The organism is Streptomyces laurentii (assembly GCF_040635425.1).
Lineage (GTDB): Bacteria > Actinomycetota > Actinomycetes > Streptomycetales > Streptomycetaceae > Streptomyces > Streptomyces laurentii.
On sequence record NZ_JBEYHT010000071.1, the window covers coordinates 1 to 26,580 of the forward strand.

Annotated in this window: 29 protein-coding genes and 1 pseudogene; 2 read left to right on the top strand and 28 right to left on the bottom strand. The window is 71.4% G+C overall.

Annotated elements, in window-relative coordinates; translation table 11 throughout:
- Nucleotides 1-88: 88 nt before the first annotated feature.
- Nucleotides 89-826, bottom strand: a complete 738-nt coding sequence (locus ABZ693_RS30905; protein ID WP_359884143.1) for a hypothetical protein — start codon at nucleotides 824-826, stop codon at nucleotides 89-91.
- A gap of 639 nt (nucleotides 827-1,465) precedes the next feature.
- Nucleotides 1,466-1,633, bottom strand: a complete 168-nt coding sequence (locus ABZ693_RS30910) for a hypothetical protein (protein WP_359884145.1) — start codon at nucleotides 1,631-1,633, stop codon at nucleotides 1,466-1,468.
- A gap of 202 nt (nucleotides 1,634-1,835) precedes the next feature.
- On the opposite strand from ABZ693_RS30910, the gene ABZ693_RS30915 reads away from it, so the two are divergent.
- Nucleotides 1,836-2,876, top strand: coding sequence for a helix-turn-helix transcriptional regulator (locus tag ABZ693_RS30915; RefSeq protein ID WP_359884148.1), 1,041 nt, complete (start codon nucleotides 1,836-1,838; stop codon nucleotides 2,874-2,876).
- Between the two features lie 103 nt (nucleotides 2,877-2,979).
- Here the strand turns inward: ABZ693_RS30915 and ABZ693_RS30920 are convergent, their stop codons facing one another.
- The 11 genes and pseudogenes from ABZ693_RS30920 to ABZ693_RS30970 form a co-directional block, all read right to left on the bottom strand.
- Nucleotides 2,980-3,255 (bottom strand): hypothetical protein, encoded by a 276-nt coding sequence (locus tag ABZ693_RS30920; protein WP_359884151.1) that lies wholly within the window; start codon nucleotides 3,253-3,255, stop codon nucleotides 2,980-2,982.
- A 133-nt stretch (nucleotides 3,256-3,388) separates the two neighbouring features.
- A pseudogene (locus ABZ693_RS30925) lies at nucleotides 3,389-3,883 on the bottom strand (phosphotransferase); the annotation flags it as partial.
- 17 nt (nucleotides 3,884-3,900) lie between these two features.
- Nucleotides 3,901-4,281, bottom strand: a complete 381-nt coding sequence (locus ABZ693_RS30930; protein WP_359884153.1) for a hypothetical protein — start codon at nucleotides 4,279-4,281, stop codon at nucleotides 3,901-3,903.
- A 122-nt stretch (nucleotides 4,282-4,403) separates the two neighbouring features.
- Nucleotides 4,404-5,303 carry an aKG-HExxH-type peptide beta-hydroxylase gene (locus ABZ693_RS30935; protein ID WP_359884156.1) on the bottom strand — a complete coding sequence of 300 codons (900 nt, stop codon included), beginning with the start codon at nucleotides 5,301-5,303 and terminating at the stop codon, nucleotides 4,404-4,406.
- Between the two features lie 93 nt (nucleotides 5,304-5,396).
- The gene (locus ABZ693_RS30940) at nucleotides 5,397-5,558 is read right to left on the bottom strand and encodes a hypothetical protein (protein ID WP_359884158.1); all 162 of its coding nucleotides are present in this window, start codon (nucleotides 5,556-5,558) and stop codon (nucleotides 5,397-5,399) included.
- Nucleotides 5,559-5,665: 107 nt separating this feature from the next.
- Nucleotides 5,666-6,559, bottom strand: coding sequence for a protein kinase domain-containing protein (locus tag ABZ693_RS30945; RefSeq protein WP_359884161.1), 894 nt, complete (start codon nucleotides 6,557-6,559; stop codon nucleotides 5,666-5,668).
- 17 nt (nucleotides 6,560-6,576) lie between these two features.
- Nucleotides 6,577-7,209 (bottom strand): dTMP kinase, encoded by a 633-nt coding sequence (locus tag ABZ693_RS30950; RefSeq protein WP_359884164.1) that lies wholly within the window; start codon nucleotides 7,207-7,209, stop codon nucleotides 6,577-6,579.
- 5 nt (nucleotides 7,210-7,214) lie between these two features.
- The gene (locus ABZ693_RS30955) at nucleotides 7,215-7,946 is read right to left on the bottom strand and encodes a hypothetical protein (RefSeq protein ID WP_359884166.1); all 732 of its coding nucleotides are present in this window, start codon (nucleotides 7,944-7,946) and stop codon (nucleotides 7,215-7,217) included.
- The gene (locus tag ABZ693_RS30960; protein ID WP_359884168.1) at nucleotides 7,943-8,587 is read right to left on the bottom strand and encodes a hypothetical protein; all 645 of its coding nucleotides are present in this window, start codon (nucleotides 8,585-8,587) and stop codon (nucleotides 7,943-7,945) included. The genes ABZ693_RS30955 and ABZ693_RS30960 overlap by 4 nt, the downstream gene beginning before the upstream one ends.
- A complete protein-coding gene (locus ABZ693_RS30965; RefSeq protein WP_359884170.1) occupies nucleotides 8,584-10,470 on the bottom strand; it encodes a radical SAM/SPASM domain-containing protein in 1,887 nt (628 codons plus the stop codon). Before ABZ693_RS30965 ends, ABZ693_RS30960 begins: the two co-directional genes overlap by 4 nt.
- 39 nt (nucleotides 10,471-10,509) lie before the next feature.
- Nucleotides 10,510-10,944, bottom strand: coding sequence for an NUDIX hydrolase (locus ABZ693_RS30970; protein WP_359884173.1), 435 nt, complete (start codon nucleotides 10,942-10,944; stop codon nucleotides 10,510-10,512).
- A 289-nt stretch (nucleotides 10,945-11,233) separates the two neighbouring features.
- On the opposite strand from ABZ693_RS30970, the gene ABZ693_RS30975 reads away from it, so the two are divergent.
- On the top strand, nucleotides 11,234-12,541 hold the full coding sequence (locus ABZ693_RS30975) for an NsdA family TPR-like regulatory protein (protein ID WP_359884175.1): 1,308 nt from the start codon (nucleotides 11,234-11,236) through the stop codon (nucleotides 12,539-12,541).
- A 459-nt stretch (nucleotides 12,542-13,000) separates the two neighbouring features.
- Here ABZ693_RS30975 and ABZ693_RS30980 read toward each other — a convergent pair whose 3' ends face one another.
- From ABZ693_RS30980 to ABZ693_RS31050, 15 genes are all read right to left on the bottom strand, one after another.
- The gene (locus tag ABZ693_RS30980) at nucleotides 13,001-13,636 is read right to left on the bottom strand and encodes a helix-turn-helix transcriptional regulator (protein ID WP_359884178.1); all 636 of its coding nucleotides are present in this window, start codon (nucleotides 13,634-13,636) and stop codon (nucleotides 13,001-13,003) included.
- Entirely contained in the window at nucleotides 13,633-14,844 is a 1,212-nt protein-coding gene (locus tag ABZ693_RS30985) for a protein-L-isoaspartate O-methyltransferase family protein (RefSeq protein WP_359884180.1), read from the bottom strand. The genes ABZ693_RS30980 and ABZ693_RS30985 overlap by 4 nt, the downstream gene beginning before the upstream one ends.
- The gene (locus ABZ693_RS30990) at nucleotides 14,834-15,220 is read right to left on the bottom strand and encodes a hypothetical protein (RefSeq protein ID WP_359884183.1); all 387 of its coding nucleotides are present in this window, start codon (nucleotides 15,218-15,220) and stop codon (nucleotides 14,834-14,836) included. Before ABZ693_RS30990 ends, ABZ693_RS30985 begins: the two co-directional genes overlap by 11 nt.
- 359 nt (nucleotides 15,221-15,579) lie before the next feature.
- The gene (locus ABZ693_RS30995) at nucleotides 15,580-16,257 is read right to left on the bottom strand and encodes an HAD family hydrolase (protein ID WP_359884186.1); all 678 of its coding nucleotides are present in this window, start codon (nucleotides 16,255-16,257) and stop codon (nucleotides 15,580-15,582) included.
- The gene (locus tag ABZ693_RS31000) at nucleotides 16,251-18,182 is read right to left on the bottom strand and encodes a type I phosphoribosyltransferase (protein WP_359884189.1); all 1,932 of its coding nucleotides are present in this window, start codon (nucleotides 18,180-18,182) and stop codon (nucleotides 16,251-16,253) included. Before ABZ693_RS31000 ends, ABZ693_RS30995 begins: the two co-directional genes overlap by 7 nt.
- Complete coding sequence (locus ABZ693_RS31005) at nucleotides 18,179-18,961, bottom strand: methyltransferase domain-containing protein (RefSeq protein ID WP_359884191.1); 783 nt, start codon at nucleotides 18,959-18,961, stop codon at nucleotides 18,179-18,181. The genes ABZ693_RS31000 and ABZ693_RS31005 overlap by 4 nt, the downstream gene beginning before the upstream one ends.
- Nucleotides 18,958-19,422 (bottom strand): hypothetical protein, encoded by a 465-nt coding sequence (locus tag ABZ693_RS31010; protein ID WP_359884194.1) that lies wholly within the window; start codon nucleotides 19,420-19,422, stop codon nucleotides 18,958-18,960. The genes ABZ693_RS31005 and ABZ693_RS31010 overlap by 4 nt, the downstream gene beginning before the upstream one ends.
- Complete coding sequence (locus tag ABZ693_RS31015; protein ID WP_359884196.1) at nucleotides 19,415-20,935, bottom strand: Rossmann-fold NAD(P)-binding domain-containing protein; 1,521 nt, start codon at nucleotides 20,933-20,935, stop codon at nucleotides 19,415-19,417. The genes ABZ693_RS31010 and ABZ693_RS31015 overlap by 8 nt, the downstream gene beginning before the upstream one ends.
- Nucleotides 20,926-21,924, bottom strand: coding sequence for a GNAT family N-acetyltransferase (locus tag ABZ693_RS31020; RefSeq protein WP_359884198.1), 999 nt, complete (start codon nucleotides 21,922-21,924; stop codon nucleotides 20,926-20,928). The genes ABZ693_RS31015 and ABZ693_RS31020 overlap by 10 nt, the downstream gene beginning before the upstream one ends.
- Complete coding sequence (locus ABZ693_RS31025; protein WP_359884201.1) at nucleotides 21,921-22,220, bottom strand: hypothetical protein; 300 nt, start codon at nucleotides 22,218-22,220, stop codon at nucleotides 21,921-21,923. Before ABZ693_RS31025 ends, ABZ693_RS31020 begins: the two co-directional genes overlap by 4 nt.
- A gap of 157 nt (nucleotides 22,221-22,377) precedes the next feature.
- Nucleotides 22,378-23,661 carry a M14 family zinc carboxypeptidase gene (locus ABZ693_RS31030; protein WP_359884204.1) on the bottom strand — a complete coding sequence of 428 codons (1,284 nt, stop codon included), beginning with the start codon at nucleotides 23,659-23,661 and terminating at the stop codon, nucleotides 22,378-22,380.
- Nucleotides 23,658-23,960: a hypothetical protein gene (locus ABZ693_RS31035; protein WP_359884207.1), complete on the bottom strand. Its 303-nt coding sequence runs from the start codon at nucleotides 23,958-23,960 to the stop codon at nucleotides 23,658-23,660. The genes ABZ693_RS31030 and ABZ693_RS31035 overlap by 4 nt, the downstream gene beginning before the upstream one ends.
- A gap of 2 nt (nucleotides 23,961-23,962) precedes the next feature.
- A complete protein-coding gene (locus ABZ693_RS31040) occupies nucleotides 23,963-24,427 on the bottom strand; it encodes a hypothetical protein (protein WP_359884210.1) in 465 nt (154 codons plus the stop codon).
- Nucleotides 24,424-26,340, bottom strand: coding sequence for a glycoside hydrolase family 15 protein (locus tag ABZ693_RS31045; protein ID WP_359884212.1), 1,917 nt, complete (start codon nucleotides 26,338-26,340; stop codon nucleotides 24,424-24,426). Before ABZ693_RS31045 ends, ABZ693_RS31040 begins: the two co-directional genes overlap by 4 nt.
- Complete coding sequence (locus ABZ693_RS31050) at nucleotides 26,337-26,531, bottom strand: DUF5999 family protein (protein ID WP_359884215.1); 195 nt, start codon at nucleotides 26,529-26,531, stop codon at nucleotides 26,337-26,339. The genes ABZ693_RS31045 and ABZ693_RS31050 overlap by 4 nt, the downstream gene beginning before the upstream one ends.
- Nucleotides 26,532-26,580: the final 49 nt, after the last annotated feature.

The following is a 26,580-nucleotide window of genomic DNA, read 5'->3' on the forward strand; positions in this document are numbered from 1 at the left end:
GCCGTCGTCCGCCGACGCACCCACCCCTCCAGCACAGCCCGCTGGGCATCAGTCACCGACAACGGCGGAATCTTCGGACCCGGACGACTCATACCCAACTAACGACAAACCTCCGACTCAGGTCACTAGATCCAGAGCGTGAGTCCTCAGTGAATGTGGCCGCCGTCACGCCGTCAGATGTGGAAGAAACGCTCTGACCTGCGGTTTCGTCAGCCGAGAGGGTCGCGTGCGGATCTTCGGAAGATGTGGCGGCGATCACGCCGCCCGCGGCGGGAGTGGTGCGGGTCACTTCCTCGGATGCCAGGGTCGGAACCGCCGTCTCGGGCCGCGTGAGTCCTCCGTGAATATTCACGGAATCGGCCCCTTGTGCGCGGCGGGCGGGTACTTCGTCCGTGAAGCCCGGCGCCGACTGCCCGCCGTCCCGGGAGTGACCCCGGCCCGGACAGCGGGCGAGGCCGCACTCGCCGCACGCCCGTGCCGCATCGTGCTGCGGGCAGCGCGGAAGCCGGCTCGCGGAGGGGCGGTTGATCTTCTGGTGCCGGTCCCAGGTCACGATGTGCAGCCACGTCTTCCCGTCGCAGCCCGTGTACCGGCAGATCAGCCCGCGCTCGGCCAGCTGCTCCAGGTCCTGGGCGACGTGGGTCGGCGTGTGTCCGGGGCGCAGCGCCCACAGCCGCCCGGCGACGATGGCCGCGTTGTCGCGGTGCCGGCCTGCGTCGTCGGCGTGGGTGAGCAGGCCGAAGAAGGTGACGACGGCCGTCACGTCCACGGAGGCGAGGTCCTCGGACTCGAACGCCTCGGGTTTGATGGTGCGGATGCGGGCCATCAGACCTCACCCCCGTACCGGCGGGCCGGAAGGGGTGTGCCGGTGGTGTCTGTTGCGCGGTCCGCGGAACCGGTCCTTGGTGTCCGGCTTTCGCGCAGGGCCGGGCTCATGTAATGCTTCTCCCTTGAAGTGCTGCCGCCCGGTGTTGCCCCGTGGGAAGGGCCGGTGCGGCGATGATGGGTCGGTCTCTCCGCCGTTTGCCTCGGCGAGGAGATAGGACTCTTCGCGGTGTCGGCGCCTGGGAGTTGCCTCTCCCGGGCGCCGCAGCGCTTTTCAGGGTCTGCTGGCGTGCACTCGCGTACTCCTTTCGTCGTTCACCGGGTTGGCCTCCCGGTGGGGGACGACGAACATACGTAGACGGTCCGCGCAAGTCCAGCGTTGGCTCTATATTCCGTGACAAGTCGCATCGCTCGGAGGGTGAGGGATCGATGCGAACTCTCCTGTGGGGCGTCACCACTGCGATCGCTGACGCACTGACAGGCGATGCCCCCCCAATCCCGTGCGATGGATGATCGCGCCGCTGACCTGCTGTTGATCAGGATTTAAGCCCGCTCCGCGATCAGCGTCAACGGTCCCGCACTCCAGGAATTACGCGCGTAGACCCAGGTGGCGGCGGAATTTCCGACTTGCCGAGGCGGATCAACTACCCATTTTTCTAAGCGGGATGGTGATCTCTCCCGTTCCTACGTCATCTTTCGGGCAAGGGGTTGCCCAGGGAGAAAGAAAAAAGCGGCAATAATTTGCCGCTTTCGAAACCGGCAATAGATTTCCGGTTTCGATGTCCGATTCGTGGTTGATCGACTCCATATCGCTCCATCGTCACTCCCTACGCAAGCGTAGGAACGTGTGTGATGGGTCACCGAGGCTGAGGGGGTGCGAGATTTCATGATCGAAAAAAAAGATCTCGTACTCTGGAACAGAGGCAGGGGTGGGCCGGTGCGTTGGCACGGGTCCACCCTCTTTTGTTGCCTCGACTCGGGGATAGCCCCCCTCCATGTGGAGAGGCGTCGTGAACGGAAAGAACAAGGAGAAGCGGATGGGCGTCACAGAGCCCCTCCCGGACATCAGGGGGACCGGGTGCGAGGCAGGGGAGGACGAACACGTGCGAGGAGGCCGGAAAGCGGAGTCCTCTGGGCACCTGCCCAGGGAGGCCGGGCAGCCCTGGGCGGGCCAGGTAATGGGATTCGCCGGCCAGCTGAAGGCGTGGCGGAAGATCGCCGGCCACCGCCGGGGCCGCCGCGTGACCCAGGACGAGTGCGCGACGGCGGTCGGAAGGTCAGCACGCTGGTGGAGGAACCTGGAGCGGGGTGACGGCCGGACTCGGCTCGACCGCGAACAGTGCCGGCGGCTCGCTGATCTCCTGCGGCTCGACCGCGATGAACGCGCCGCGCTCCTGCTCTACAACAACCTCGCCACGACTGCGGAGAGCGGGCCGGTGGACCCGCGAGTCCACAGCAGCCTGCGCCTGCTGGTCGACCAGCAGATGCCCAGGCCGGCTTATCTGTGCGACCCCTACTGGAACATCCTCGCGTCCAACGCATCGATGGCGGAGTGGTGGCCCTGGGTGCTCGAACCCCGTGCCAACCTCATGAGATGGGCCCTGCTGGATCCAGAGGCGCGCACCCAGTACCACGCCTGGGAACAGCATGCTGCGGAGTACGTGAAGATGCTGAAGTTCGCCCTCGCCCGGAGTGACGCGGCCGAACTCCTGGCCCTCATCGGCGACGTGTGCGAGGACCCGGACGTCCGACACATCTGGGAGACCACCACCGAACTCACCAAAACGCGCGACGGTCACCTCTTCCGCATGAGCGTCCCCATCATGGGACAGGAGCCCATCGAAGTCGTCAGCCACGTACTCCACCCTGCTGCTCTCCCGAATTGCCGCATGGTCGTCATTACATGGTCGGCGAACGAAGAGGCCGAAGACGAAGCCCGTGAGCTGGACACGGTGCCCACAGGGCCTCGTGCGCAGGCCCAGTTCCAGCAGGCACGATCGACCGGGACGGCTCCAAACTGCGCATGCTCCAAGGTGGAGTTGACCGCCTGAAGCGGTCGGAGACGCGGTGCGCAGGGCGGTCGAGGTGCTGGCTGCGTGCGGAGAAGCTGCTGGGGAGCCGAGCGGGTTCTTCTTCCACACGACCGCCCGGCGCTCACTCGGCTATGGCGGCCAGGGCAGCCCGGAGGTTTCTCGCTGAGCCGGTCTGGGTGGCGACGGCCACGGCACGGGCGGAAAGGTCGGCGGCCGTCTCTCGGTCTCCGCGGGCCGCGTAGATGCGGGCGCTCGCGGTCAGGACCTCGGCCGAGCCGCGGACGTGGGTGGTCGCCCAGCCGGCACGGGCGTCGTCGAGGGCGTTCTGGCCCGTGCCGAGGAGGGCCGGGGTGCTGCGGCCGAGACGGAGGATGGTGCGGCCCGTCCATTTGTTCAATTCGGCGGGGCTCAGGTAGCCGATGTAGGGGGGCGTCTCGCCGTCGTCGGTCCGGCCGAGCAGTTTCCAGGCTGCCTGGAGGTCCTTCTGGGCGCTGCGTGCGTCGCCGAGGCACGCGTGGTGGTGGGCGCGGATGGCATGCCCCCAGGACCGTACGGTCGGGTGGGCCCGGGTGCCGCCGAGCCGGAGGGTGGACGGTGAGGCCGGCGACGGTCAGAGGTGCGGTCGTGCCGGCGAGCTGCTGGCGGACGTACGCGGCGCGGTCCGGGCCGAAAGAGAGCAGGACAGTGCGGGGCTCGGTGACGTGGAAGGCGGCGAGGAGGGCGCCGGCGGCCTCGTACGCGTGCTGTTCCTCGTGTCGGGTGAGGGCGAGGGACTGCAGGGGGCGGCCGGGGACCGAGGTCATAAGGAGTGGCCGCTCGTCCTCGTCGACGTCGATGAGCTGGGGCACGACGGGGCCGAGCGGCGGCGTCCAGCGGGAGAGCGCGGCATGTTCACGCTGGAAACTGCCGATGCTGGTGTTGGACTTGAGGATCGTCTCGCGGCCGTCGGGGTTCTGCAGACGCAGCACGGTGGTGGACGTGCCGGGCCAGCTGTGGTCGGCGACGACCTCGGCCGGCCCGGTCATCCGGGCTATCGCGCTGCTCACGGGCCCAGCAGGGTGAGTGCGCGGGCGAGGACCTGCTCGGGGGTGAGGCCGGTGGTGTCGATCACCTCGGCCTGCTCGCCCAGCCAGGTCGCGTACGCGGTCTCGTAGTCGGCGAGGCGGCGGCGCCGGAAGGCGCGGACCTTCTCGCTGCACTCCTCGTCGTCGGGGAATTCCATGCTGCCTTCGATCCGGCTGCGCAGGATATCGGAGTCGGAGTGCAGCAGGAGGTGGTGGACCTCGACGCCGTCCTTGGCCAGGGCCTCGAAGATCTCGTCGGCGTACTCGCGGCGCAGCAGCGTCATCGGAGCGATGACCGGACCGCCCTGGGTGTAGCGGTCCAGCTCGGCGCAGACACGGGCGACGAGGCTGCGCCACATCGGGTAGTCCTGGAAGTCCTTCTGCCGCCGAGGGTGGTCGCCGAGGCTCTTTGCGTCGTCGAGCGGCTACTCCCGGAGCAGCGCCAGACCCAAGCCGACAAGTGAGCGCTGGGCGTTGCCTGCTACAGGGAGAGCGCCTCGGCGTAGACGTTCTGCAGGCGCTGCTGAAGCTCGGGGTGCGGGACGAGGGCGAGCGCCTTCGTGTGATCGGCCGTGGTGGTCGCGAGCAGCCGACGCTGCTGGTCGAGGTAGCCGGCCAGGAAGCGGTGGAGGCCGCCACTGGTATCGGTGAGGACGCGGGCGGTGTAGATCATGGTCAGGGGGAAGGCCCAGCAGGCGTGGAGGAAGCCGAACGCGGGCCTCCGCGAGTTTCGCCAGGGGGAGTGGAACGTCTCCGCCTCGTCGAGTGCGCAGCCGATCGAGGCCAGGGCGTCATTGAGCCAGTTGTGGCCGGCTTCGTGGACCAGGTCGCGGCCGAGTACGACAGGGACGTCGACGTGGTCGGTGTAGACGGTTCCCGGAAGCCGGGTGATGGCCCAGCTGATGAGGGTGTCGCCGAGCGCTTTGCGTCGGAGCAGGCAGGTGACGACTGCGTGGTCCGCCAGCAGATCGCCGAACCCGTGCCGAGCTGCCGTGTCGAAGGCGGTTGCGGTGAGGGCGAGTTCGTGTGCTGAGGCGGCGGTGGTGTCGGGGCCGAGGACGTAGTACGCGGTGTCGGAGATCGAGGACCGCAGCATGAGGCCCGGGTCGGGCGAGACGATGACACGGGGGCCGACGGCTGTCGGCGTGGCGAGGGCGATCCCGTTCGCGTCGGGGTGGGCCTGGTACCAGTCGAAGGTGGCGGTGTCCCCGGTGCGGGCGGCGGCTTCGGCGCCTTCGAGGGCGTGATGGGCCAGGCAGTAGGCGTCGGCCGGCCGCTCGGTCCGGCCCATGTCGGCCCGGAAGAGGCTGTGGATCCGCTGCGTGCGGTCCCGGCGCAGGTCCTGAATGGGGGAGAACGCGAAGTCGAGAGGTGCGGGCACGAGGGTTCCTTCCCGGAGCTGGGCTGGGGCCGGCCCCGTCGGGCCGGCCCCAGGGTGACTACCGGCGGGTCGCCGCCGGCGTCAGAGGGTGGGTCAGGCGTCGGTGCTCTCGGGGGCGGAGGCCGGCTCGGTGGCCGTCCAGCCGTCGGCGGAAACGCTGGAGGTGTGGGCGGTGGCGCGGACGGTGCCCTCGTTGGCGCGGAGGGTGTCCACGGCGGCGAGGAAGGACTCGGGGGTCGTCTGGTTCTCGGTCATGGTCGGTCTTGCCCTCTCATGGGTCGGGATGTGGGTGTCGTGTGCTCTCGGGCAGAGCGGGGGTGCTCGGGCGGAGCGCATCACAGGCCCTCCTTCCGGAGGTGTGCTTAGTGCCCGCGGCGCGGCTGCGGCGCGGAAGTCGGTTCGGCCGCCTGCCGGAGGCCGTCGTGCAGGTCCGCCATGGTGGGGCGGTCCCTGGGGTCCGGTGCGAGTGCTCCGGTGAGCAGCGGGCGCAGCGGGGCCGGCGCGGAGTCCAGGCGGTGGGTGCCGTGGCGGGGGATGTCGCCGCATGCGAAGCGGTGGACCAGGACTGCGAGGCTGAACACGTCGGCGGCCGGGGTGGCGGTGTTGTACGAGGAGGCGTATTCCGGGGGCCAGTGGACTTCCGGGCCGCGCCCGGCGGGGCCTCGGGCGGCGGTGGTGAGTCGGGCGGCGCCGAGGTCGGTGATCAGGCCGTGGCCGTCGTGGACGAGGACGTTCTCCTGGTAGACGTCGCGGTGCACCATGCCGCGCTCGTGCAGGTGGGTGAGGCCGGCTGCGACGTCGGCCAGGATGCCCAGCCCGGCGGCCGTGGTCTTCTCGTTGCGTGGGGCCGTGAGCCAGGAGCGGAAGGAGCCGCCGGGGCAGTAGGGCATCGTGTACCAGTCGAACCGGTCGGTGGCGCCTTCCTCCAGGAGCGGGACGACGTGTCCGGCGCCGGTGGCGGCGCGGGCGACGGCGATCTCGTGGCGGAAGTCCTCGCGGGCGAGGGCACGTTCGGCCGGGGTCATCTCGGCGTACCAGTAGAAGCCGTACGCGGCCGGGCAGTCCTTCTCGTCGAGTTCGGCGAGGACGTGGTTGCTGCCGAACCCGGCCTTGAGGACCACGGGCGCCGCCTCGTCCCGGCTGACGAGGGCCAGGGTGCTGGCGCGGGTGAAGGAGAGCAGGGTGTGGACCTGCCATCCGTCGGTGCCGAGCTGGTCGAGGACCCAGGCGGCCGGGTGCATCGGATGCAGACGCATGTCGGGGGGCACTCCTCCTATACGCGCGCGGTGGGCGCGGGGGCTTGGCGTAAGGCGCTCAGGCACATGGCGATCAGGGTGTCGAGGTCGGCGCCGGTGCTGCAGGGGTGGCGCAGGACGGGCAGCCCGGTCGCCTCGGTCCAGGCCGTGGTCGCCTGGTCGTACAGGTTGGTGAGGCGTGCCGCGGTGTCGGGGTCCTCACCGAACCGGCGTGGCGTGGCCCGGTGTGAGAGCCGCTCAAGGCACAGGCTGGTTGGGGTGGTCAGCAGGATGGTCAGCTTCGCGCGTGCGGCGGGCGCGTGGGCGAGCTGCCGGACGCAGTCGGTCACGGGCAGACCGTGGACCAGGGCGAGCTGGCACGCGGTCGACAGGGTGAGCCGGTCGGCGACGACGTGCCCGCGGGCGAGGGCAGGGGCCAGGTTATGGCGGCCGTGCAGGTCCAGGTCGAGGCGTACGGCGGAGATCGCTTCCGTGCTGTCGGCGGCGCGGAGACCGCGCAGGCGGACGATCGTCCGGGTGGCGGGGAGCGACAGCCAGGAGAACTGGCCGATGTGCCCCAGCGGCAGGCCCTCGGCGCGGGCGGCGGCGAGGAGCCGGTCGCGCAGGGTGCTCTTGCCCGCCCCGGAGATGCCCTCGATGGCCAGCAGCATCCCCTTCACCGCTCGCCGGCCTCGGCGGTCAGCCAGCTGATGAACTTCGCGCACCGCCCGCGGACCACCGGCTCGGTGCCGTGGGCGAGCTGGGAGCCGTAGAGCAGGGCGGTGCCCTGGGCGGGGCTCACGGTCCAGCGGGTACGGGGCATCTGCGTGAACCAGCCGGCGGAGTGGTCGGCGCCGTCGTGCGCCAGCCAAATGCCGGGCGCGTAGCCGCTGTCGGGGGAGTGGTCGAGGCGGGTGTCCCACAGGCGGCTGTCGGAGGAGGTCTCGACGTAGAACCCGCCGCCGGCCGCCGCCTCGCTGATCACCACGCTGATGCCGGCGATCTGCCGGGGCCAGGCGAGCGGGTCGGGGGCGATGCCGTCGAGGTGGGAGGTGATGTGCTGGCCGGGCCCGTACTCGACGTATGTCCACGGACGGCACGTCGTGATTGACGGCATGACGCGGGACAAGGCGGGGCGGGCCCGGTCGAAGGCGTCCTGGAGCAGGTGCTCGGCCTGCTCGGGGATTTTCGGGATCTCCACTCGCCCGGCCGGCTCGTACACGGCCATCGCCTGCTCCGGGGTGTGGCCGGGGATCTCGTGGATGGAGCTGCTGCGCTGCTCGCCGAAGTCGCTTCGGCGCTCGGAGGTGAGGAAGGCGCGCATCAGGGCGGCGAGCTGGTCCCGCTCGCCGGCGGTGAGGAAGCCTTCGACGCTTCCGATGGCGACGGTCTCGGCGATGTGGATCACGACGGGTTCCTCCTTGATTCGAGCACGCGGCGGACGTCGCCCAGGCCGCCGGTGCAGTGGTTGAGCCAACTGACCACAGGCGCCTGGGTGGTGGCGGCCGGGTCCGCCCACAGGGCCAGCAGCTCGCCGGTCAGCGGCAGCTCGTCCACACTGGGCAGGGTTTCGGGAGCTGGCGGATCGGCGGTGAGCCGGTCCAGGGACGTGCACGCGGTGGCGTGCCGGGCGGCGAAGACCCGCCCCACCCGGCTGGCCGCTGCACGTCCGCAAGCATCCAGGAGCCCCGGCGCCGGAGAATGCTGGTGGTAGGCCCGGTGCTCGGCCGCAGCCCAGCCGCTCCCTGCCGCCGCCGCTGCCGAGGTGACACGACAGGCCGCGCAGCACGCGTTGGACGTGCGCGGGCAGGGCCGGTGGTGGCCGGGCAGCTCGGCCGCGACCTCCAGGAGCGCTCCCCACGCGGAGCCCGCCAGCACCGTCTCCGGCGACCGGGAGGCGGGAGCCCGATGGCGGCAGCAGGCCGGTCCGGATGCCGGCGCCCGATCGGCGGCCGGCAGATCGGGGGCGATGAGCAGGACGTGGAAGTACACGATGCGCCCGAGCAGCTGGTGGACGGTCAGTTCGTCAAGGACCCGTTCCGCGCTCACACCGGCACCCCCTCACGACGGGACACGTCGGGCGCGGGGACGGGACAGGCGCACCGGTAGCCGGTCGGCCGCTCGCCGCCGAGGGCGGCGGCGACGGCCCGGGTTGCCTCGTCCACGGCCGCGAAGTACTCCGCCCAGCCGTGTCCGGGCGCGGGCAGCAGAACCAGGTCGACCACAGGGACACTGCGCGCACTGCTCTCGCACTCCAGTTCGGCGCGGCCCACCGTTACCTGGACGGAAGCGGGCAGGGCGGGGGCCGCGGCGGTGGCCGCACGGCACAGGGCGGCGGCCACGCGGGCGTACTCCGCGCGGTTGCGCGGCAGGACCCCGATCCGGCGCTCGGTGGGGAGCATGCCGAGGCCGTCGTACAAGTGGCCCTCGCAGCTGTCGTACGTGACGCAGCCCCACGGGCCGGTGACGGCGTCGACCAGCGGTCGGACACCGGCCTCGATCGCCTCGTGCCACTGCGGGTGACCCGGGTCGAGGTCATCGGCCTCGTGCACGCCGGGTTCGCCGACGGTGTTGATGTTGCCGTACGCGCTGGTGTGCAGCCGCACGGGCGGACGGTCCGCGTCCGGGCGGTCCCACCGGGAGAGGAAGACATCGATGTCCCGCATGCTGTTCGGGGTCTGCGGACGCCACCGGGTGGTGCGGCACCAGGCGCCGTCCGGGTGGGCGGGCTGGGCGAGGAGGGCCGCGATCCCGTCGATCATCCGCATCCGGTAGTCGCAGTAGGCGTCCTGGTCGCCGGTCTTCTCGTAGCGCCAGCGGGTGGCGATACACCCTCCGCCGCACGCCGAGCGGTACGAGCAGTCGGTGCACCGTCCCATCAGGTCCTTGCCCTGGTTCAGCAGCGGGAGCCTGCGCTGGGCGGCGACGATGTCGGGTTCACCCGCACTCTGGTCGAGGCGGGTGAGCTGGGCCTGGGGCCAGGGGAGTTCGTCGCAGCTGCCCAGGCGGCCGTCGGGGTAGAGCGTGAAGACGTGATCGCACTTCAGGTCGGAGAAGTGGCAGAAGGCGGTCCCCAGTCCCCGCAGCCGGCGGATCGCCGACACCGCCGGTTCCAGCTTCAGTCGGGTGAAGTGTCCGCCCGCGATCCACCGGGCCGTGGCGGCGAGGACGAACTCGGCGTACTGAGACGGGCTGATCGCCCAGGCCGGCCCGCTTTCGGCGCCGACGGCGGCCTGCTGGAGCCGACGGCTCGCCGGAACCCACCGAACGGAGGAGGCGGTGGGCCGCTGCACGGGAGCGTCGAAGCAGGGAACGAAGCTGACGGCGTTGACCGCCTCGAACTCGGCCAGGTGATCCACGACCTCCTCGGCGCGGCCGACGACGGCCGGGGTGACCGCCGCGATCACCCCGGCCTTCCACCCGCGGGCAGCCAGGAGCCGAAGGGCGGCAGCCGCCTTCGGGTACACCGGCGCTCCGTCGTACCCGACCCTCCAGGCGTTGCCCTTCGCGTCCCCGTCCAGAGACACCCCGATCCGCAGCCTCGGGTACGCGGTCTCGAAGAGGTCCAGCCACGCGTCGTCCAGCCGGGCCCCGTTGGTCTGCATCGAGACACGGACCACGGCCGGCTGTAGGGCGAGCTCGCGGAGCACCTCGGCGATGTGCTCGCGGCCCGCGGTCAGCGGTTCACCGCCGTGCAGCTCGACTGCGAGCCGGCGGCCCGGGAAGATCTCGGCGAGCCGGCGCACCTGCCCGGCGTCGATCCGCGCGCCTCCCGGGGCCTCCTTGCGCTTCTCGTAGCAGTACAGGCAGTCGATGTCGCAGGTCTCCCCGCGCACCTTCAGGATCACCGAGACGGCGGCCTCGCCATCGTCGTCCATCAGGCCGCGGTACAGCTCGTCGATCGGACTGTGCCGGGCGGGGATGCTGTGCATCGGCTGCCTCCCTGTACGGGTCGGGGCGGATGGGTGGGGTCAGATGTCCAGGAGCCCGAGGAGCGCGCCTTGCCCGGACTGGAGCACGTGCGCGGTCTCCAGCGGGATCCAGAAGCACTCGAACCTCGTCGGCTCACCGTGCCCGTCGTGGTCCTCCTGGCTCGGCCACCGCTCGGGCGTCGGCTCGGTCAGCTCCATCAGGAAGGTGTGCCGCTCCTGGATCTCGGGGCGGTACGGGCCCATGTCGTACGAGGTGACGCCGAGCTTGCGCACGATCTTGAAGTCGTTCAGTCCGGTCTCCTCGCGGGCCTCGCGCAGCGCCGCCGCCTCGGGCGTCTCGCCGTCGCGGATGCTGCCTGCCGGGACCTGGACGCCGACTTCCTCCCAGGGGAAGTCGGTGTGGCGGTGGACCAGCAGTCGGCCGTCGCGCACGATGTAGCACAGCGCTTTGGCCTTGATGGTCTTCTCGGGCACGGGGTCCTCCTCAGGAGTCGTCGGATCGCGCCCGCCGGCCACAACCCGAAGTCGGGCAACGAGGACCGGTCGGGACGGAAGCGCTGAGTCTAGGTCTCGCGAGGAAGCTCCCCGTGGAGTCCGCAGAGGCCGAAGAGACCTGCCACATCGGGCTGTAGTCGCCACTCGTGCAGGACTTCGAGGATGCGACAACTGTCCCTTCCAGCAAAGGGGTTGCCGGTAGTCCCCCGGTAGTCCCCTTCGGTCGAAAGAAGGGACGGAGGGCGCGGCCCGGTGCTTGTATATCGGTGTGGACCAGTTCACCCACCCGCTCGCCTACCGTCGGTGGCAACGCGGACTGACCGGGCCCGACCTCGCGGCCGGGGTCCGTACCGCCGCAGCCCGTCGCGGGCTGCGCTCCGGCGCGGACAAGCAACGCGTGCGCAAGTGGGAGCGGGGAGCCCTCCCTGAGGCCGACACTCAGTACGACATCGCCGAGGCACTGGGAATGCCGGCCGACGCCGTCGACCCGACCAACTGGCCGAACTGGCTCCTCGCCGGCGACACCGGCGTCGTCCCGCTCGGCCCGTCCAGCACCGTGCCCGCCCTGCGAGAGGCCCTCACCAGCACCATGGACCGACGTGCATTTCTTTCCGCTTCGGGCGTAGCCCTCACGGGCCTCGCCGCCACCTGGGCAGGCTCGGGTGCCGTCGTCCTCCCCTCTGCGAAGGGCCCTACGAACGTAGGGGGCGAACTGGTCACCCTCCTCGAAGACAGCACCCGGCGCCTCAGCTCGATCGCCACCGAGGAGCGCCAGCACCTCACCGCGCTCCTCGACGGACACCTCACCACCGTCACCGACATGATCCAGCACGGCCGCTACGACAAACCGACAGGTCGGCGCCTCCACCACCTCGCGGCCTCCCTCGCCCAGACAACCGCCTGGCACCGCTTCGACCGCGGACAGCACACGACCGCCCAGAAGCACTGGGTCGCCGCTCTCCACAGCGCCCACGCCACCGGAGACCGCGACATGGGCGCCGCCATGCTTGGAGACCTCGCCTATCAGGCCGCCTGGTGCAAGGACCACCCCACCGCTGTCGGCATCCTCACCCACGCCATCACCCGCACCGAGCACCCCGCTGCCCGCAGCCTTCTCCACCTCCGCCTCGCCCGGGCCCTGGCGGCCCAAGGAGACGAGCGGGAGACCCGACGAGCCCTCACCACAGCCGAACGACTTCTCGCGGGCTCGACCGCGAAACCCCTGCCGGCCTGGTGCTCCTGGTACGGAGAAGCCGACCTCGCCGTCGACACCGGCCAGGCTCTCCTCGACCTGGGCGACACGACCCGCGCCCACCAGCTGATCACCGAAGGTCGCGCCCTTCTGCCTCCCGAGCGCGACAAGACCCGCGGCGTCTTCCTCGCCTACCAGGCCGCCAGCCACCTCGAACTCAAGGAACCCGAGATCGCCGCCCGCACAGCCGGAGAAGCCCTCCAGCTCGCCCGCCGCATCGGAGCCCCACGCTGCGAAGTCCTCGTACAGGACCTCGTCCCGACCTTCAGGCACGTGCGGGCCGCCGAAGGCGTCGAGGAGTTCCTGACCCTGGCCGCAAGCTGACGAGGGTCGTACGACCCGTCCTTTGCCCGTGACCGGCCGAGTGGCCTGTTGGCGTACTTACTGCGCTGCGCACACCCCCTTGAGTGGTGGCGCACCGGCCTCAGGCCCACAGGGCGGCCGAGGCGCGTAAGGCCCCGTACTTCTCGTCGGTCATCGTCGTACTGGGCGGCGCGTCAGGGGAGGGTGTGGCGGTCATCTCGTCTCCGATCGTGAGGATGGGACCGGGCGGGTGTGGGCCGGTCAGGCCACGAGCCGGTGCGGCCCGCCCGGCGCCGATCCGGGGCCGGCGTGCCGGGGCGGACACGGCTGTGCACGTGGGTGCGAAGCTGGCAAGGCCGGGACCATCCGGCCGGCTGGTGTCGGCCTGGCGGGGATGACGGCGTGGGGATGAAGCGGGCCCTGCCGGATCATGCGCAACTCCCTTTTGCTGCGGTGGGCGGGGTGGTGAACAGGGGCGGGTCAGAGGTAGCCGTTTTCGTAGGCGAAGGCGACCAAGTGCGTGCGGTTCGTCAGCTGTAGCCGGGTTTGCAGGTTTTTGATGATGTGCTTGACGGTGCGTTCGGAGTAGCCGATCTTCTGGCCGGTCTGCGCGGTGTCGAGGCCGGCGGCCAGGCAGCGCAGGACGTCGATCTCGCGGTCGCTCAGCTCTGTCAGGCGCTGTTCGACAGGACTGGGCAGGCGCTCCCGTAAGTGGCTGAACGCATTCAGCACGCCGTTGACGAGGTCGTCGGGGAGGTGACCGTCACCACGGGCGGCCTTCGTGATGGCCTGGACGAGCCGGTCGGCTGTCGCCTCGGCGCGGCGCAGGAGACCGGTGATGCCGCATTCGGCCGCGTCGATCAGCTTCGTCTCGTCGATGTCCGCGACGACGAGCAGGGACCGCGCTGTGCTGGTGCGTTTGATCTCCCGCAGCAGGCGCAGCGTCGGTTCCTCCACGGTGTCCGTGACGATCAGCGCGACCTGGATGTCCGCAGTGGGGTCAGAGGCATCGATGAGGGTGAGCTCGGGGCGGTATCTGAGCAGGCCGTCTACCCCGGCCCGGTATATGGGGTCCGAGGTGTGGAGCGTGACGGCGATCCGGGAATGCGCGCTCACGGTGCCTGCCGGGGGACGAGGGCGAGCGGAGGCAGCGTCCAGGTCAGGGCCTTAGGGCCCGTGCCGGAGGTGACGTGCTGGGTTCCGGAGCCGTCGCGGAGTTCGACGTGGTACCGCTTGGGCCGTCCGGCCGCCTCCCAGCGGGCGTGCACGTCTTCCAGCTCGGCCCACACGTCACGCGGTCCGTGGACCCGGACGGTGCCGTTGCCTGGTCCGGCCACGGCCCAGGAGTCGTCCTCGGGCGCGACGACGGTCATCGTCGTGGGCTGGAAGTCCCGCACCAGGCCCGGCGCGAGGTACGCGGCGGCGAGCCAGAACCCGTATGCGTCGTCCGGCGGCGGCGCGAGCCGGGTCGGTCGTGCCGTGCCGGGGTCCGCCGTGACACGGGCGCGGTAGTCCACGGCGTTGAGCCACCGGTAGCCGAGCAGGGGCCGGTACCCGCGGCGCCGGCCCCGCAGGACTGCCTCGACCGTGCCGGCCGGAGTGCGGGTGGCCAGGAGGTGGCCGGGCCAGCTCGGCGTGCGGGTCGCGAGCGTCGTGAGCAGCCGTCCTCCCCGCGCGAGCTGGTCCACCCAGGCGTGCGGGACGCGGGGCACGCCGATGCCGGAGTGGATCCGGTCGTACGGGGCCCGCGGCTCGTGCCCTTCGAGCGCGTCGCCTTCGACCACGGCCGCCCCGAGGCCGAGGCGGTCCAGGTTCCGCTGGGCGAAGGCAGCCATGTGTGTGTCCCGCTCCACGCCGGTGGCCAGGCCGGGGCCGGTGATGGTCGCGGCGAGCGCCAGGGAGACGCCGGGGCCCGGCCCGAGCTCCAGATACCGCTGCCCGGGACCGAGCGCCATGGCCTGGAGGGCTTCGACGGTGAGAGGGGTGTAGGTGGACATGGACGTCATGTGGCCGCCGGTCACCGGCCCGCGGCCGAGAGCGTCGAGGGCTTCGCCGTCGCGCTGGATCAGGATCGACTCGTCGCTGTGGATCAACTCGAGCCACTCCTGCCGGTCCTCGGGGTGGGTGCCGTCCAGGAGGCGCCAGACGATCGGGTCCGCACCGGGGCCGCTGACCCGGACGTACGCGTGCGGGAGCAGGACCTCGCGCCGCACGTGCAGCAGCGCGTCGCGCAGCAGCACGTCGGTCAGGCCCCCCTCGGCAATGAGCCGCTCCACCATGCCGGCGCGCTGACCGCAGGTCGCTCGGTTGAGGTCAAGAGCCATGAGTGGAGTCCTTCGCGTGAGTCGGCGCAGAGGTGGGCAGGGTGGTGACGCGGCGGGCATGTACGGAGAAGGCGGCGGCAAGGGCACCAGTCGTCAGGGCGGCGGCCGGCCGCAGGCCGGTGACCAGCCAGACAGAGGTCTGCTGCGCGCGGGACTGCAGCTCGGGAGGACACAGGTGCTGGCGGAGGGAACGCTGGGTCGTGCCCGCCGCGACCACCGCCAGCGACACCGGGCCCGGCCCGGCGACGAGCAGCGGCACCCCGAACACCCCGTAGGTGAAAGACCCGGCCAGCACCATGCGCGCCGGTCCGACCCGGTCCACGAGACAGGTGGCGACCGCCGCCCCCGCGAGGCCACCGGCGGCGGTTACCCCCATGACCCGGCTGGAGGTCGGTACTGCCGGCCTCCAGCCGGGTCAGCAACGCGTACGCGAAGTACGTCGCCACGATCCTGGCGAGCGCGCGCTGGTCCGTTTCCCAGCTGGTGCGCGGCAGCGTGCCCACCATGCGGGGGCAGTGCCGCCGCCATGTGCCCGAAGCCGAGCCAGGCCAGCGGCCCTTCGCGCCGGACGAAGGACTGGTCGTAGCGCAGCCGGCCCCCGTATAGAGTTCCCGCTCGGCGTCCGAGATGCTGTCCGTGGCCTCGTCGCTGTCTGGTGTGGTCTGCGTCAATGTGTTTCCTCTCCGAGGTGTGGAGGCGGCATCGGCGTGTTCAACGACGTCAGCGGCTTGTTGATCAGCACGCTGGCGCCGAGTGAGGCGGCGAGCCCGGCCCGGCTTGGGGGGCTTCGACAAGGCGGCACCAGGCGGCGAGGTCGGCGGGAGTGTGCAACACGAGGTCCGGGCCAGCGGCGGTGAGGTCGTCGGCGTTGGCGTATCCGTACGCGACGGCGATGGCTCGCAGTCCGGCGGCTTTGGCGTGGCGGATGTCGCTGCCGGTGTCGCCGATGTAGGTGGTCACGCCGTGCTGTCCGCCCAGGTAGCCGAGCTTGTCCGTCTTGCTGCCGGTGTCGTCCCGTGTGAGGAGAACTCGCGGCATCGCGTCCACAGCGAGATCCCGGCTCAGCAGATGCTCGACCGTGGTGCGGTGGCTGCCGGTGACGACGCTGTACCCGGGCCCGTGCGCGAGCGCACCGAGCACGTCCACGAGCTCGGTGATGATGCCGCGTTCCTCCTCGCGGGCGGTCGAGTCGGTCAGCCGCGCGTGGCGCCGCCAGAACCGCTCGGCCTCCTCGTACGGGATCCAGCGGGTGAGCGACTGGCTGAGCACGCCCTGGTAGACCAGCGGGAGCTGCTCGGGACTGGAGAGGTCGGGCAGTTCGGCGAGGCCCATCTCGCTCCGCACGGTCTGGTAGGCGTGCCAGGCCCGTTTCCGGGAGTCGTGCAGGACGCCGTCGAAGTCGAAGGTCAGCAAGTTCGCTCCATCTGCAGGAGAGGGACGCCGCACCAGGCGAGCAGGTTGGGATGGGGAAGACGGCTGGCGAGATCGGCGAGGGTGGCTGCGGTGTCCGGCCAGGTGGCGGAGGGGCCGAGAGGAGCCAGCAGCAGTGCGTCACCGGTCCGTACGACCTCGAACCGGCCTTGGGCCCACTGGACGATCGCGTCCTCGCTGATGTCGTTCCCGCCGCGCGGGGCCCGCGGGGCGGGATAGCCGCCGAACGGCAGGACCGGCTGGAGCAGCGCGCCGGGCGCACCGGCCCAGCGGCGCAGCACGGTCCTTGTGCCGTTCGGGGTGAGCGTCAGGGTCTCCTGGAGGATGAGAGCGGCCTCGCTCATGGCCGACTGCAGGCGATACGCCTCCCGTGCGGTGTCCGCGGCGCGCTCCAGGTTGTAGGTGCGCGGGAGCTGGTCGCCTCGTGCGGGGCCGTAGCAGAGCAGGGCCGTCGCGAGCGCCGGCAGACACGAGGCTTCGCCGGGCCGGCGCCGGTCGACGGCGGCGGCTACCGACTTGAGTTCGCATCCGAAGGCGATGGTGAGCGCCGCGAGGTCGATCAAGGGGGTGAACAGCTCGTTGTCGCGACGGTAGGCGTGGGTGAGATGCCCGGTCTTGCGCAGACGTCCGGCGGCGTCGATGATCCACTTCTCCGCCTCGCACCGGCCGTCGGGCACCGAGGAGCCCATCGACGCCATCCACTGCTGCAACCGGGGCAGGACCGTTACCGGGTGGTCGCCGGTGAATACGGTGGCGAGCCTCTTCAGGGCCGCCGGGGCGGGGACCGGAACGCGCAGGGCCTTGGTCATCGGGAGCCGGACGGAGCGTTCCAGGACGTAGTCGACGGCCTCGTCGAGCCAGAGCTCCATGCCCTCGGCCGGGCGGGCGGCGGCGTCCAGCTCTTTGGTGATCACCATGGCCGGCGCGACACCCACGGTGGCCGGCGGGACGCGGCCGCTGGCCAGTTCGGTGGCCGCCGTGCGGGCCGCGTCGCCGAAGATGCCGGGCGGCACCCAGGACGCCACTACCTGCTGCCGGCTGCCGGACGGCGTCACCAGGGCGAAGGCGGCCCGCGCGGGCGAGCGATGCCGTAGCCCCGGCCATCCGGTCAGCGCGGAGTTCTCCCGCCCCGCCCGGAATCCGGCCACACCCGCAGGACGCTGCTCGCCCTGCCAGGTGACGTCCTCGTCCAGGTACGTGCTCAGAGCGCCGGGGGCCAGGCGGCGCGTGGAGGCCCAGAGGGAACGGGGCAGGGTGGTGACGGGGATGCCGGCTTCGCGCAGCGGCTGGACATCGTCCTGCTTGACCACCGGCACGAGGACGTCCACCGTCCCGGGCTTGCCCAGGCGTTGGGCGAGAGACACGAGGGTCCGGCCGGTCAGCGGCGGGTCGTCGACCAGCAGGATCCGGCGCTGGCCGAGGGTGACGTGGTCACTCGGGCGGACGCAGATGCAGGTGACGTCGAGTCCTTCGCGGGAAAGACGGGCCGCGACCAGCGGGGCCAGGTATGCCCCGCCCGTCCGCACCCCGACCACGGTCACCGGCCCTCGGGCCGACGTGGCGGACAGCCAGTTCTCGGCGAGCTGGACGAGGTCGGGCCACTCCACGCCCTGGACGGCCAGGGACGCCGGGAGGCGTACGACCGATTCGTCGCTGCGCAGCGAGAGGGGAACCAGGCCGGCGTCCGGGCCGACGACCTGCCTCTCGCCGGTGATGAGCCGCCGGGCCGCGCGCAGGACGAAGGTCCGCAGCTGGCCGGCCTCGGGCAGGACGCGGTCTTCGGCCCGGACCCACAGCGCGGTGAGTATCTCGTAGCAGCGCAGGGCGCTGACCGCCAGGCCCTCGCTCGCGACGAGGTCGCGAGCGAGGGAACCGACGGTCAGCGGCCTGACGGGAAGCCTGGTCATGCGGTGGTCTCGCGGCGCGCGACGGCGTGCACGAGCCGTCCGAGGTTCCGGTAGGGGCTGCGGGTGGAGGCGGCCCACTCTGTGGCCAGCGCCTCGCCGAACGTGGCCTCGTCGGGCCGCCATTCGCCCTTGATGTGGTCGTGGAAGATCCGGACGCCCTGCCATTCCAGCGGGGTCAGGCCGTTGTCGCGGGCGAGCTGGGCCAGGTGGTCGGGTGTGTCGCCGCGGGTGACGAGGCCGAGGTTGCCCAGGCTCGCGCTCTGGCCGCTCTCGATCTGCTCGCGGGCCGATTCGTACTCGCCGCGCAGGGCCTCGCGCATCCCGACCGCGAGGGCGTTCTTCGTCAGGACGCTCAGGATCCCGCCGGGGGCGACGAGCCGGGCGAGATGGGCGATCGGCTCGGCGGAGTCCGGCAGATACATCACGACGCCGTGGCAGCACACCGCGTCGAACTCCTGGCCGGCGAAGGGCAGGTTGTAGATGTCGGCCTCGACGAGGGTGACGCGGTCGGCGACGCCCGCCGCGCCGAGCTTGTCCTTCGCGCGCTTGAGCATGTCGGAGGAGACTTCGGCGCCGGTGACGTGGTGACCGGCCGCGGCCAGGCGCAGCACCATCTCGCCGTCGCCGCAGCCGACGTCCAGGACACGGGCTGGCTTGTCGCCGAGCTCCGCCAGGACGCGGCGCGCCACGATCTCGTGGCGCAGCCGTCCGCGCCCGCTGCCGTTGTAGGAGGCGTAGCCGTTGCCGACGGTGCCGAAGTCGGTGGGTTGGGTGGTCATGAGGAGAACTCCTTGTTGATCTGGGGCCAGTGCTCGACGAAGAAACGGAACGAGGGGTAACGGCCGGAGTCCAGCGCGGCGGCGACTTCGCCCGTGGGGGTGAACGTGCCGGCGCGCAGGGCCTGGCGGATGGCGACCAGCCGCGGTATTCGCCTGGCCAGCTGAGGGACCCGCGCGCGGGCCTCGGCGTAGGGGAGCCACGCGGCGAGCTGACCGTGGGTCATCTCCTCCCACACCACGGCGTCGATGCGCTCCTTTCCCAGGCGCAGGGCGACCAGGTGCGGTACGGCGGTCCGCTCGGGGCCGGCGCCGCGGTGGCCCAGGGCTGTGACCTGTCCGGGAAATCCGGTGCGCAGGTCGGTCAGGTGCTGCGCGAACGCGGCTCCCAGCCGGCACGACAGGCAGACGCACACGGAGTCGGTCTCGGCCAGGTCGTCGATGGTGAAGACGCGCTCACCCACGGCCGTCTCCCGCCGGCGGCGTGCTGGTGGGGCCGTAGAGCTGGTAGTAGGCGTCGATGATCCCGGACTCGGACAGAATCCGGTTGGTGGCGGCCACGTTGTGGCCGGGCTTCAGCCGCTCGTCGCCCTGGGCCAGTGCGACGGCGCCCACGGCGAGACCGGCGAGCACAAGGTCGACGTACCGGTTGGACAGCGACTCGGCGTAGTGGAAGTTGATCGGCATGCCGTGTCCGACCGCGAGCACGTCCGGCCCGTCGGCGAGCGTGTAGCCGGTGCCCAGGACACCGCGCTCCGCCACGGTGCTGCTGCCCGCGCGCAGCTCGGCGAGCGCGAACTCGTAGTCGCGCGACGTCGTGCTGACGAGGAAGGACCGCGGCGGCAGGAGCCGGGCCTGCTCCAGACCGAAGCTCGTGGCGCCGACGCAGCCGATCACCAGCTTCGGCTGGTGAGACGCGACCAGGCGGTTGAGCGACCGGCCGGTGACGTAGCCCTGCTCGTGCGCGCCGACCAGGCGGGTGATGTCGGCGTCGTACACGGCGACCCGCATCCGCCGGTCGCGCAGCACCCCGGCCACCTCGCTGCCGATCCGGCCGAAGCCGAGGACGAGAGCGGCCTGCCCCTCGAACTTCTCGTCCGGCAGCAGCCGCAACGTGTTGCGGACCGCCGCGTCGGCGATGCCGTAGGACTCGATCATGCTCTTCATGTCGCTCTCGGCGACGCTGAAGAGCGGGATGGGCAGGTCGAGGCCGTCGAGCTTGCGGATACCGGAGGTGGTTTGCTCCACCAGCCCGGTGAAGTGCCCCGCTAAGGACGGCATGTGCGTGAGGACGGCCGGCATCACGTATCCGCCGTCGTCCATCACGATGCTGCTCAGCCCTGCCGCCTCCGCCTTCACGACGTGGCTCTTGATGCCGGCCAGCAGGTCCCGGTAGCGCCACACCTCGATCCCGTACCTGTGGACCAGGTGCGCGTCGACGCGGCGGGAGTGCGCGTAGGGGTACTCCTTGTCGATCACCGTCATGTTCGCCGGGTCCACGCCGAGGGCGAGGAGGCTGTCGACCAGGGCCAGGAAGTCCCGCATGTGGTGGATCGTGAGGATGACGCCGACGCCGGACAGCGGCCGGCCGATCCACCGGTCGCTCAGCGTGCTGGTCAGCGGCAGCTCGTCGACGACGGCCGCCATCTCCGTTTCGGTGAGCGGCAGATGCCGGACATCCTCGAAGAACCGCTCCGCGCCCGCGCTCGTCCCGTTCACATGCGACGCCGTGATCCGGTGGGTGCCCGGGGCCACCGCGCCCGGCTCCGCGGGCGCGCCCACCGTCAGGTGCCCCCGTCCGCCGTCGGCGAGCGAACACACCCAGGACTGCTGCGCGTCGTCGTGCCAGATGTCCTCGACCTGAGGAGTGCGGCGCATACGGGCGAGAAGGGAGTCGAGGAGCTGCCGGACCTCGGACCGGGTGCCGGCCACGTCGACCGTGTGGATCGTCGGGTACGGATGGCTGGTCAGGGACATGCGGGTCCTCCTTGGGCCGGATCGGGTGTGCCGCCGTGGCCCGGCTGCTGTTCGTCGGGCGAAGCGAAGAGGTGACAGGTGCCGAGAACGCTCATGCCGCCGGCCACGAACGGTGCCGGGTTGTCCCGGGTCACCGCCCGTACGGCGGCCAGGGCGTTCCGGTCGGCGAGAGCGAGCGCATCCTCGATCAGCCGGGGCCGGACGGCCTGTGGGGCCCAAACCTCGGCCAGAAGCAGCTCGCTGGTGGCGGCGTTGCGCTGGGCCAGGGCGAGCAGCAGGGAGCCGGTCGCGGGGTCGAGCAGCAGATTCTCGGGCCGGAACCGGGCGTCGTCCCGCCACCGGTCCAAGGTCGCCTGCGCGGACGCCGGCGCGTGGCCGCCGAACCGCTGTGCAGCCCGAGCGACATATCCGGCGAGGTCATCGACTCCCTCCGCGGTGACCAATCGGTCGACTCGGGCAGCGGGACCACACGGCGCAGGCCGGTGCAGGACGGTCACCGTGTACAGCACCCACCACCCGGCGCCCGCGAAGAATGCGGCAGCACCGGGACGGTCCAGCGGCACGTCCGTGGTCACCAACGGCCACTCGACCGCGCCAACCACCCTCTCCAGCAGCCTCTGTCCCAGACCCGTTCGGCGGGCCGACGGAGCGACGACCGGACCCCACAGCCGCGCCCTCAACTCACCGGGCTCAGGCCGGCGCACGGCACACCAGCCGGCAAGAGCGCCACTGCCGTCACGGGCCAGCGCGAGCACGGGCGGTTCTCCAGACAGTGCGTTCGTCAGCCTGGAGCGGACCAGGGAGGCACTGACCGGGCGGTCGTCGCTGCACCCGGTGATGCACTGCTGGGCAAGGCCGGCGGCTTCCTCGCACAGGCCGGCCGACAGGTCATCGGCGAAGCCGATCCGGTAGCCCGCAGTGCTCACCCGGGTGTCAGGAACGGCGACACGATCTCCGCCACCGGGATCGACGCGCTTGATGTCGCTCATGCTCCGGCTCCTTCGGCAGGCGCGGTGCTCACCGTGCGCCCTCCAGCCAGCGGCAGGCGGCTGGTGGCCACGACGAGATGCCCGGACCCGCCGGACGTCAGGGCGCGGATCTGATCGGCGTGGGTGACGCCGTCCAGCAGCAGGCACACCGGTGGCCGGGCGGCGGTCGCCGATCTCCACCAGCAGGCCAGCTTGTCGATCGCGCCCGCCTGAATGCTGGGGTGCGGACTGTTCCCGCTGATGGTGTTGTGCACCACCGCGGGCAGACGCGGCACCTCGCGTGCCGGCTCGGTCATGATCTCGCCTCCGTGATTGTCAGAGTCTGGTCTCGTCGCGAACGCGGGCCGCTATCCGGAACGAGCCGGACGCGGGCTCTGCTCCGGGTACGGGCGCCCGCCCCGCCGCGCGGAGCGCTGCCCGCGTGGAAGGGGCGGACAGAGCCGGCGGTGGCCGTCACGTAGCGGTCCCGGACGGGCCAGCGGGTGCCGCCGCGAGCCGTTCGGCGACCGCGAGGATCATCGCCAGCTGGTATCCGGCCGTACGGGACAACGGGAGCGGCCGGGGCCGCAGCGCCTGCTCCGCCCGACGGCACCAGGCCCTCAAGAAGGCGTCGACGCCATCACGCACCGCGTGGAGTCGGGGGGACTTCGGGTCGGTGGCGAGGCACTGGTCGATGTGCCGCAGCAGCATGCCCGCGGCCCGGCAGGGGATGAGCAGGGCCAGGTCCTGGCCGCTGCCAGCCTCCGAATTCTCCCGAATCAGCTCGGCCATCCTCGGCAGGATCGACCGCGTCTCGATCGCGGCGTTCAGGAAGAAGAGGTCCTGCGACTGCGGGAGTCGGTCGATCAGCCTGCCGAGCGCGTCGTGGGCCTCGGTGAGGAAACAGACGGCCTTCTCGGACGGCAGGTCGATCGGGGTGGTGGCCCACATCGGTACCTCGGGAAGGATTCCAAGCCCGCCGTGGCGGTCCGTGTAGTGGGCGCTGCTGGCGCCGGTGTGCCCCCACGTCCCCTCCTCGCTCCCTGTCGCTTTGGGAGGGGTGAGGTCCGGCAGGACGAAGACGCCCTTGCCCTGGGGCGGGAGGTCGATGCAGTCCATCGGCGACCCCTCGACGGGCAGCCCGTGCGATCCGGCGATGTCCGCCATGACCTCGGCGAGCCAGGGCTCCGCACGGGAGGTCAGCAGGAAGGTCCCCGACGAGTCGGCGTTGTGGAGCGACACGGTCAGCGCCGGCCGGACCGCGTCGATCACGCCCATGACGGCGCGGGTCTCCGGCAGCGTCGCGGTGAAGTGCGAGGTGGGGAAGGTCCATTCGGGCTGGGCGGCGGCCGGCGGCCGGTACAGGCCGCGGTGGTACGCCTCCAGCGACGGCGGCCACGGCGTCGCGGCCCACCACGACTCGTTGGCCGCGACGCCGTCGGGGTCGGCGCATCCCACGATGTGCCAGGTGACCCGCTCGCGGGCCTCGGCGTGGCCGGTGACGTACCGGGCGAGCGCCAGCGCGGTCGCCATCCCGATCGGTTCATTGGGGTGCGGGGCCCCGAGGACGAGCACGGGCAGGGGCCCGCCGGGGACGGTCAGCATCGTCATCGGGCGGCCGGCGCGGGAACGGCCGAACTCCTGCAGCGAGCAGACCCCCGGGTGCTCGGCCGCGATGCCGTGCAGAGCCAGGCCCAGCTCGTCCAGGGTGGGCGGCCGGTCGCCGACGTACGCCGCCGTGTCGAGGTGCCGGGTCATAAGGTCTGCCCTTCGAGTGCATCGTGGACGGTGGGGTGCACCGTCCGGACGGCGTGTTCGCGGGGCTGAGCTGCCGTGGCGTTGGCCGCCGATGACGGCGGCTGCTCTTCGGCAGGTTTCAAGTCCGGCACGGACGCGGCGCCCAGGGTGTGGTTGTCGGCCGTCTGGGCGGTCGCGCCGACGAGGGCGAGGCCAAGGACGTTCGCCGCGATCAGGAAGAGGCCGGGGATGGCCTCGGAATCGAGGACGGGCCGTCCACGTCTGCCCGGGTAGGCCGATGAGAGTGCTCGGAGACGCACGGCTACTCCTCCTTCCCGGGGGTGGGCTGGGGGACGAGGCCGGGCAGGAGGTTCCAGGCGGCAGCCAGGGCGGCAAGGTGGGCATCGGTCCGGGCCCCACACCGCACGCGCAGCTCCTCGACGTGGGTGACGAAGGCGTCGCCGTCGCGGAGGTCTTCCGGGAGGGTGACCTCGGGGGCGAGCTTGGTGAGAACCCTCAGGACCGCGATGTCGACGGGACGGAGATCCGGGGCGCGCATGCCGGCCTGCGGCGGGGGCAGATGACCGCAGGCCAGCAGGGCGACCGCCCGGTCGACCGCGGTAGCGGCGCCCAAGCGGAGCCCGATCTCGGTGAGGCGCCGGCGGACCGTCCCGATGAACATCGACAGCCGCCGCGCGGCCCCTTCCGGCGTCTCGCCTTCGAGAAGCATCCTGCCGACCGCCAGATGCGACGCGTTCAGCGGACGTGCGCCCGCGGGGGCCGTCATACCCTGGCTCCGGACTCACCACGACCATGTGCGCCACCCAGGTTCGCGGTGGCGGCGGCGCGTACGGCGCCCAAGAGCGCGATGTGGCTGAACGCCTGCGGGAAGTTGCCGAGCCGGCGCCCGGCGACAGGGTCGTACTCCTCAGCGAGCAGGCCGAGGCCGTTGCTCGCCGCGAGCAGGCTGTCCAGGACGGTGCGGGCCTCGTAGGGGCGGCCGATCAGAGCGAGGCACTCGGCCAGCCACCCGCTGCAGATCAGGAAGCAGCTCTCGTCGCCGGGGAAGCCATCGAGGCCGACCCGGTCGCCCGAGGTCCGGTACCGCAGCACCAGACCGTCATCCGTGCCCAGCTCACACTGGACCGCCTCGACCGTGCCGATCACCCGCTTGTCGTCCGCCGGCAGAAACCCGGTGAGCATGGCGTGAAGGAGGGAGGCATCCAGCTCCGCCGAGCCGTAGGACTGGGTGAAGGTGTTCCGCTCGGCGTCGTAACCCTTCTCGCACACCTCGGCGTGGATCGCCGCGCGCAGCACCCGCCACCGCTCCACCGGCCCCTCGGCGTGCCCGCCCTCGATGAACCGGATAGCTCGATCGAGCGCGGTCCAGGCCATGATCTTGGAGTGGACGAAGTGCCGCTGCGGCCCGCGTACCTCCCAGATGCCAGCGTCGGGCTTGTCCCACAGCTTCTCCAGCTCCGTGGCGAGACCGACGACGACCGAGCCGATCCGCCGCGCCCACCCGGGGGCGTCGAGCGCCACATCGCAGAGAACGTCCGCGAGTTCACCGTAGACGTCGATCTGCAGCTGCCCGGCCGCGCCGTTGCCGATCCGGACCGGCGCCGAGCCCTCGTACCCGGGCAGCCAGCCCAGCTCCCGCTCGGCCAGCTCCGTCTCGCCGCCGACCCCGTACATGATCTGCCGCCGTCCGGGAGTACCCGCGCCGGCGGCCACCATCCAGCTGATCCACGCCTGGGCCTCGCGCAGGTAGCCGGAGTCGGCCAGGGCCCCGATGGTGAAAGCGCCGTCACGCAGCCAGGCGTAGCGGTAGTCGTAGTTGCGGACGCCGCCGATCTCCTCGGGCAACGAGGTGGTCGGTGCGGCCACGATCGCGCCGGTCGGCGCGTAGATGAGCGCGGCCAGGGTCAGCAGCGAGCGGACAACCGCCTCACGGTCCGGACCGGTGTAGGTGCAGCGGGCCGCCCACTCCTCCCAGAAGTCGAGCGTGTGCTTCAGCAGGGCATCGGGGGCCGGCGAAGGGGGCGGGCTGTGCACGCCGCCCTCCTGCCACGACAGCACGAAGGCAACCTGCTCGTCCGCGGAGACAGTGAACTCGGCGACGAGATCGGCGCCGTCCCGGCGCACGCGGGCATCGGCGTCGACCCACAGCTGCGAGCCGTCGGCCGTGTCGAGGTCGATGGCGTGGCACCGGCCCACTTCGGTGATCCGGGGGGTGGTGCGGCCGTATCCGGGCCGCGCCCGCAGCAGCGACCGCATCGTCACCTGGCCGGTCAGGCCGGTCACGATCCGGACCAGCCGCGGCGTCCCGCCGCCCGGCACCATGAAGTCGGTGACCGTCGTGGTGCCGGAATTGGTGCTCCACCAGGTCTCCAGGACCATCGAGTCACCCACGTACCGGCGGCAGGACCCCGGCACGGTGTCCCCGTCCAGGTAGACGGAGGGGGCGAGGTGCCAGAAACCGTGTTCGGCGGAACCCAGAAGGCTGGCGAAGACGGCGTCCGAGTCGAACCGGGGCATGCACAGACAGTCGATGGAGCCGTCCCGGCGCACCAGGGCGCTGCCCCGCTGATCGCCGATCAGGCCGTGATCCTCGATCAGGCCGGGGCCGGGCGCCAGCGTCCGCACGGCCGCCTGTCGGCGAAGAGCAACGGTCTGGACCGTCTCGGCGGGCGCGGTCATGCGGCCACCGCCAGGTTGCCACGGCGCGGGGCGATGATCCGGCCGTTGGGGAGCAGCTCCCCGGTGTCCTCGAAGAGCAGGACGCCGTTGCACAGCAGGCTCCATCCCTGCTCAGGGTGAGACGCGGTTGGGCGGGCCGCCTCCCGGTCGGCGGAGTCGGCGGTGGGGCAGACGGGTTGGTGCTGGCACATGTGAAGTCCTGGGTTGGCAGGAGGGACAGGGAGGGTGAGGGAGCCGGTC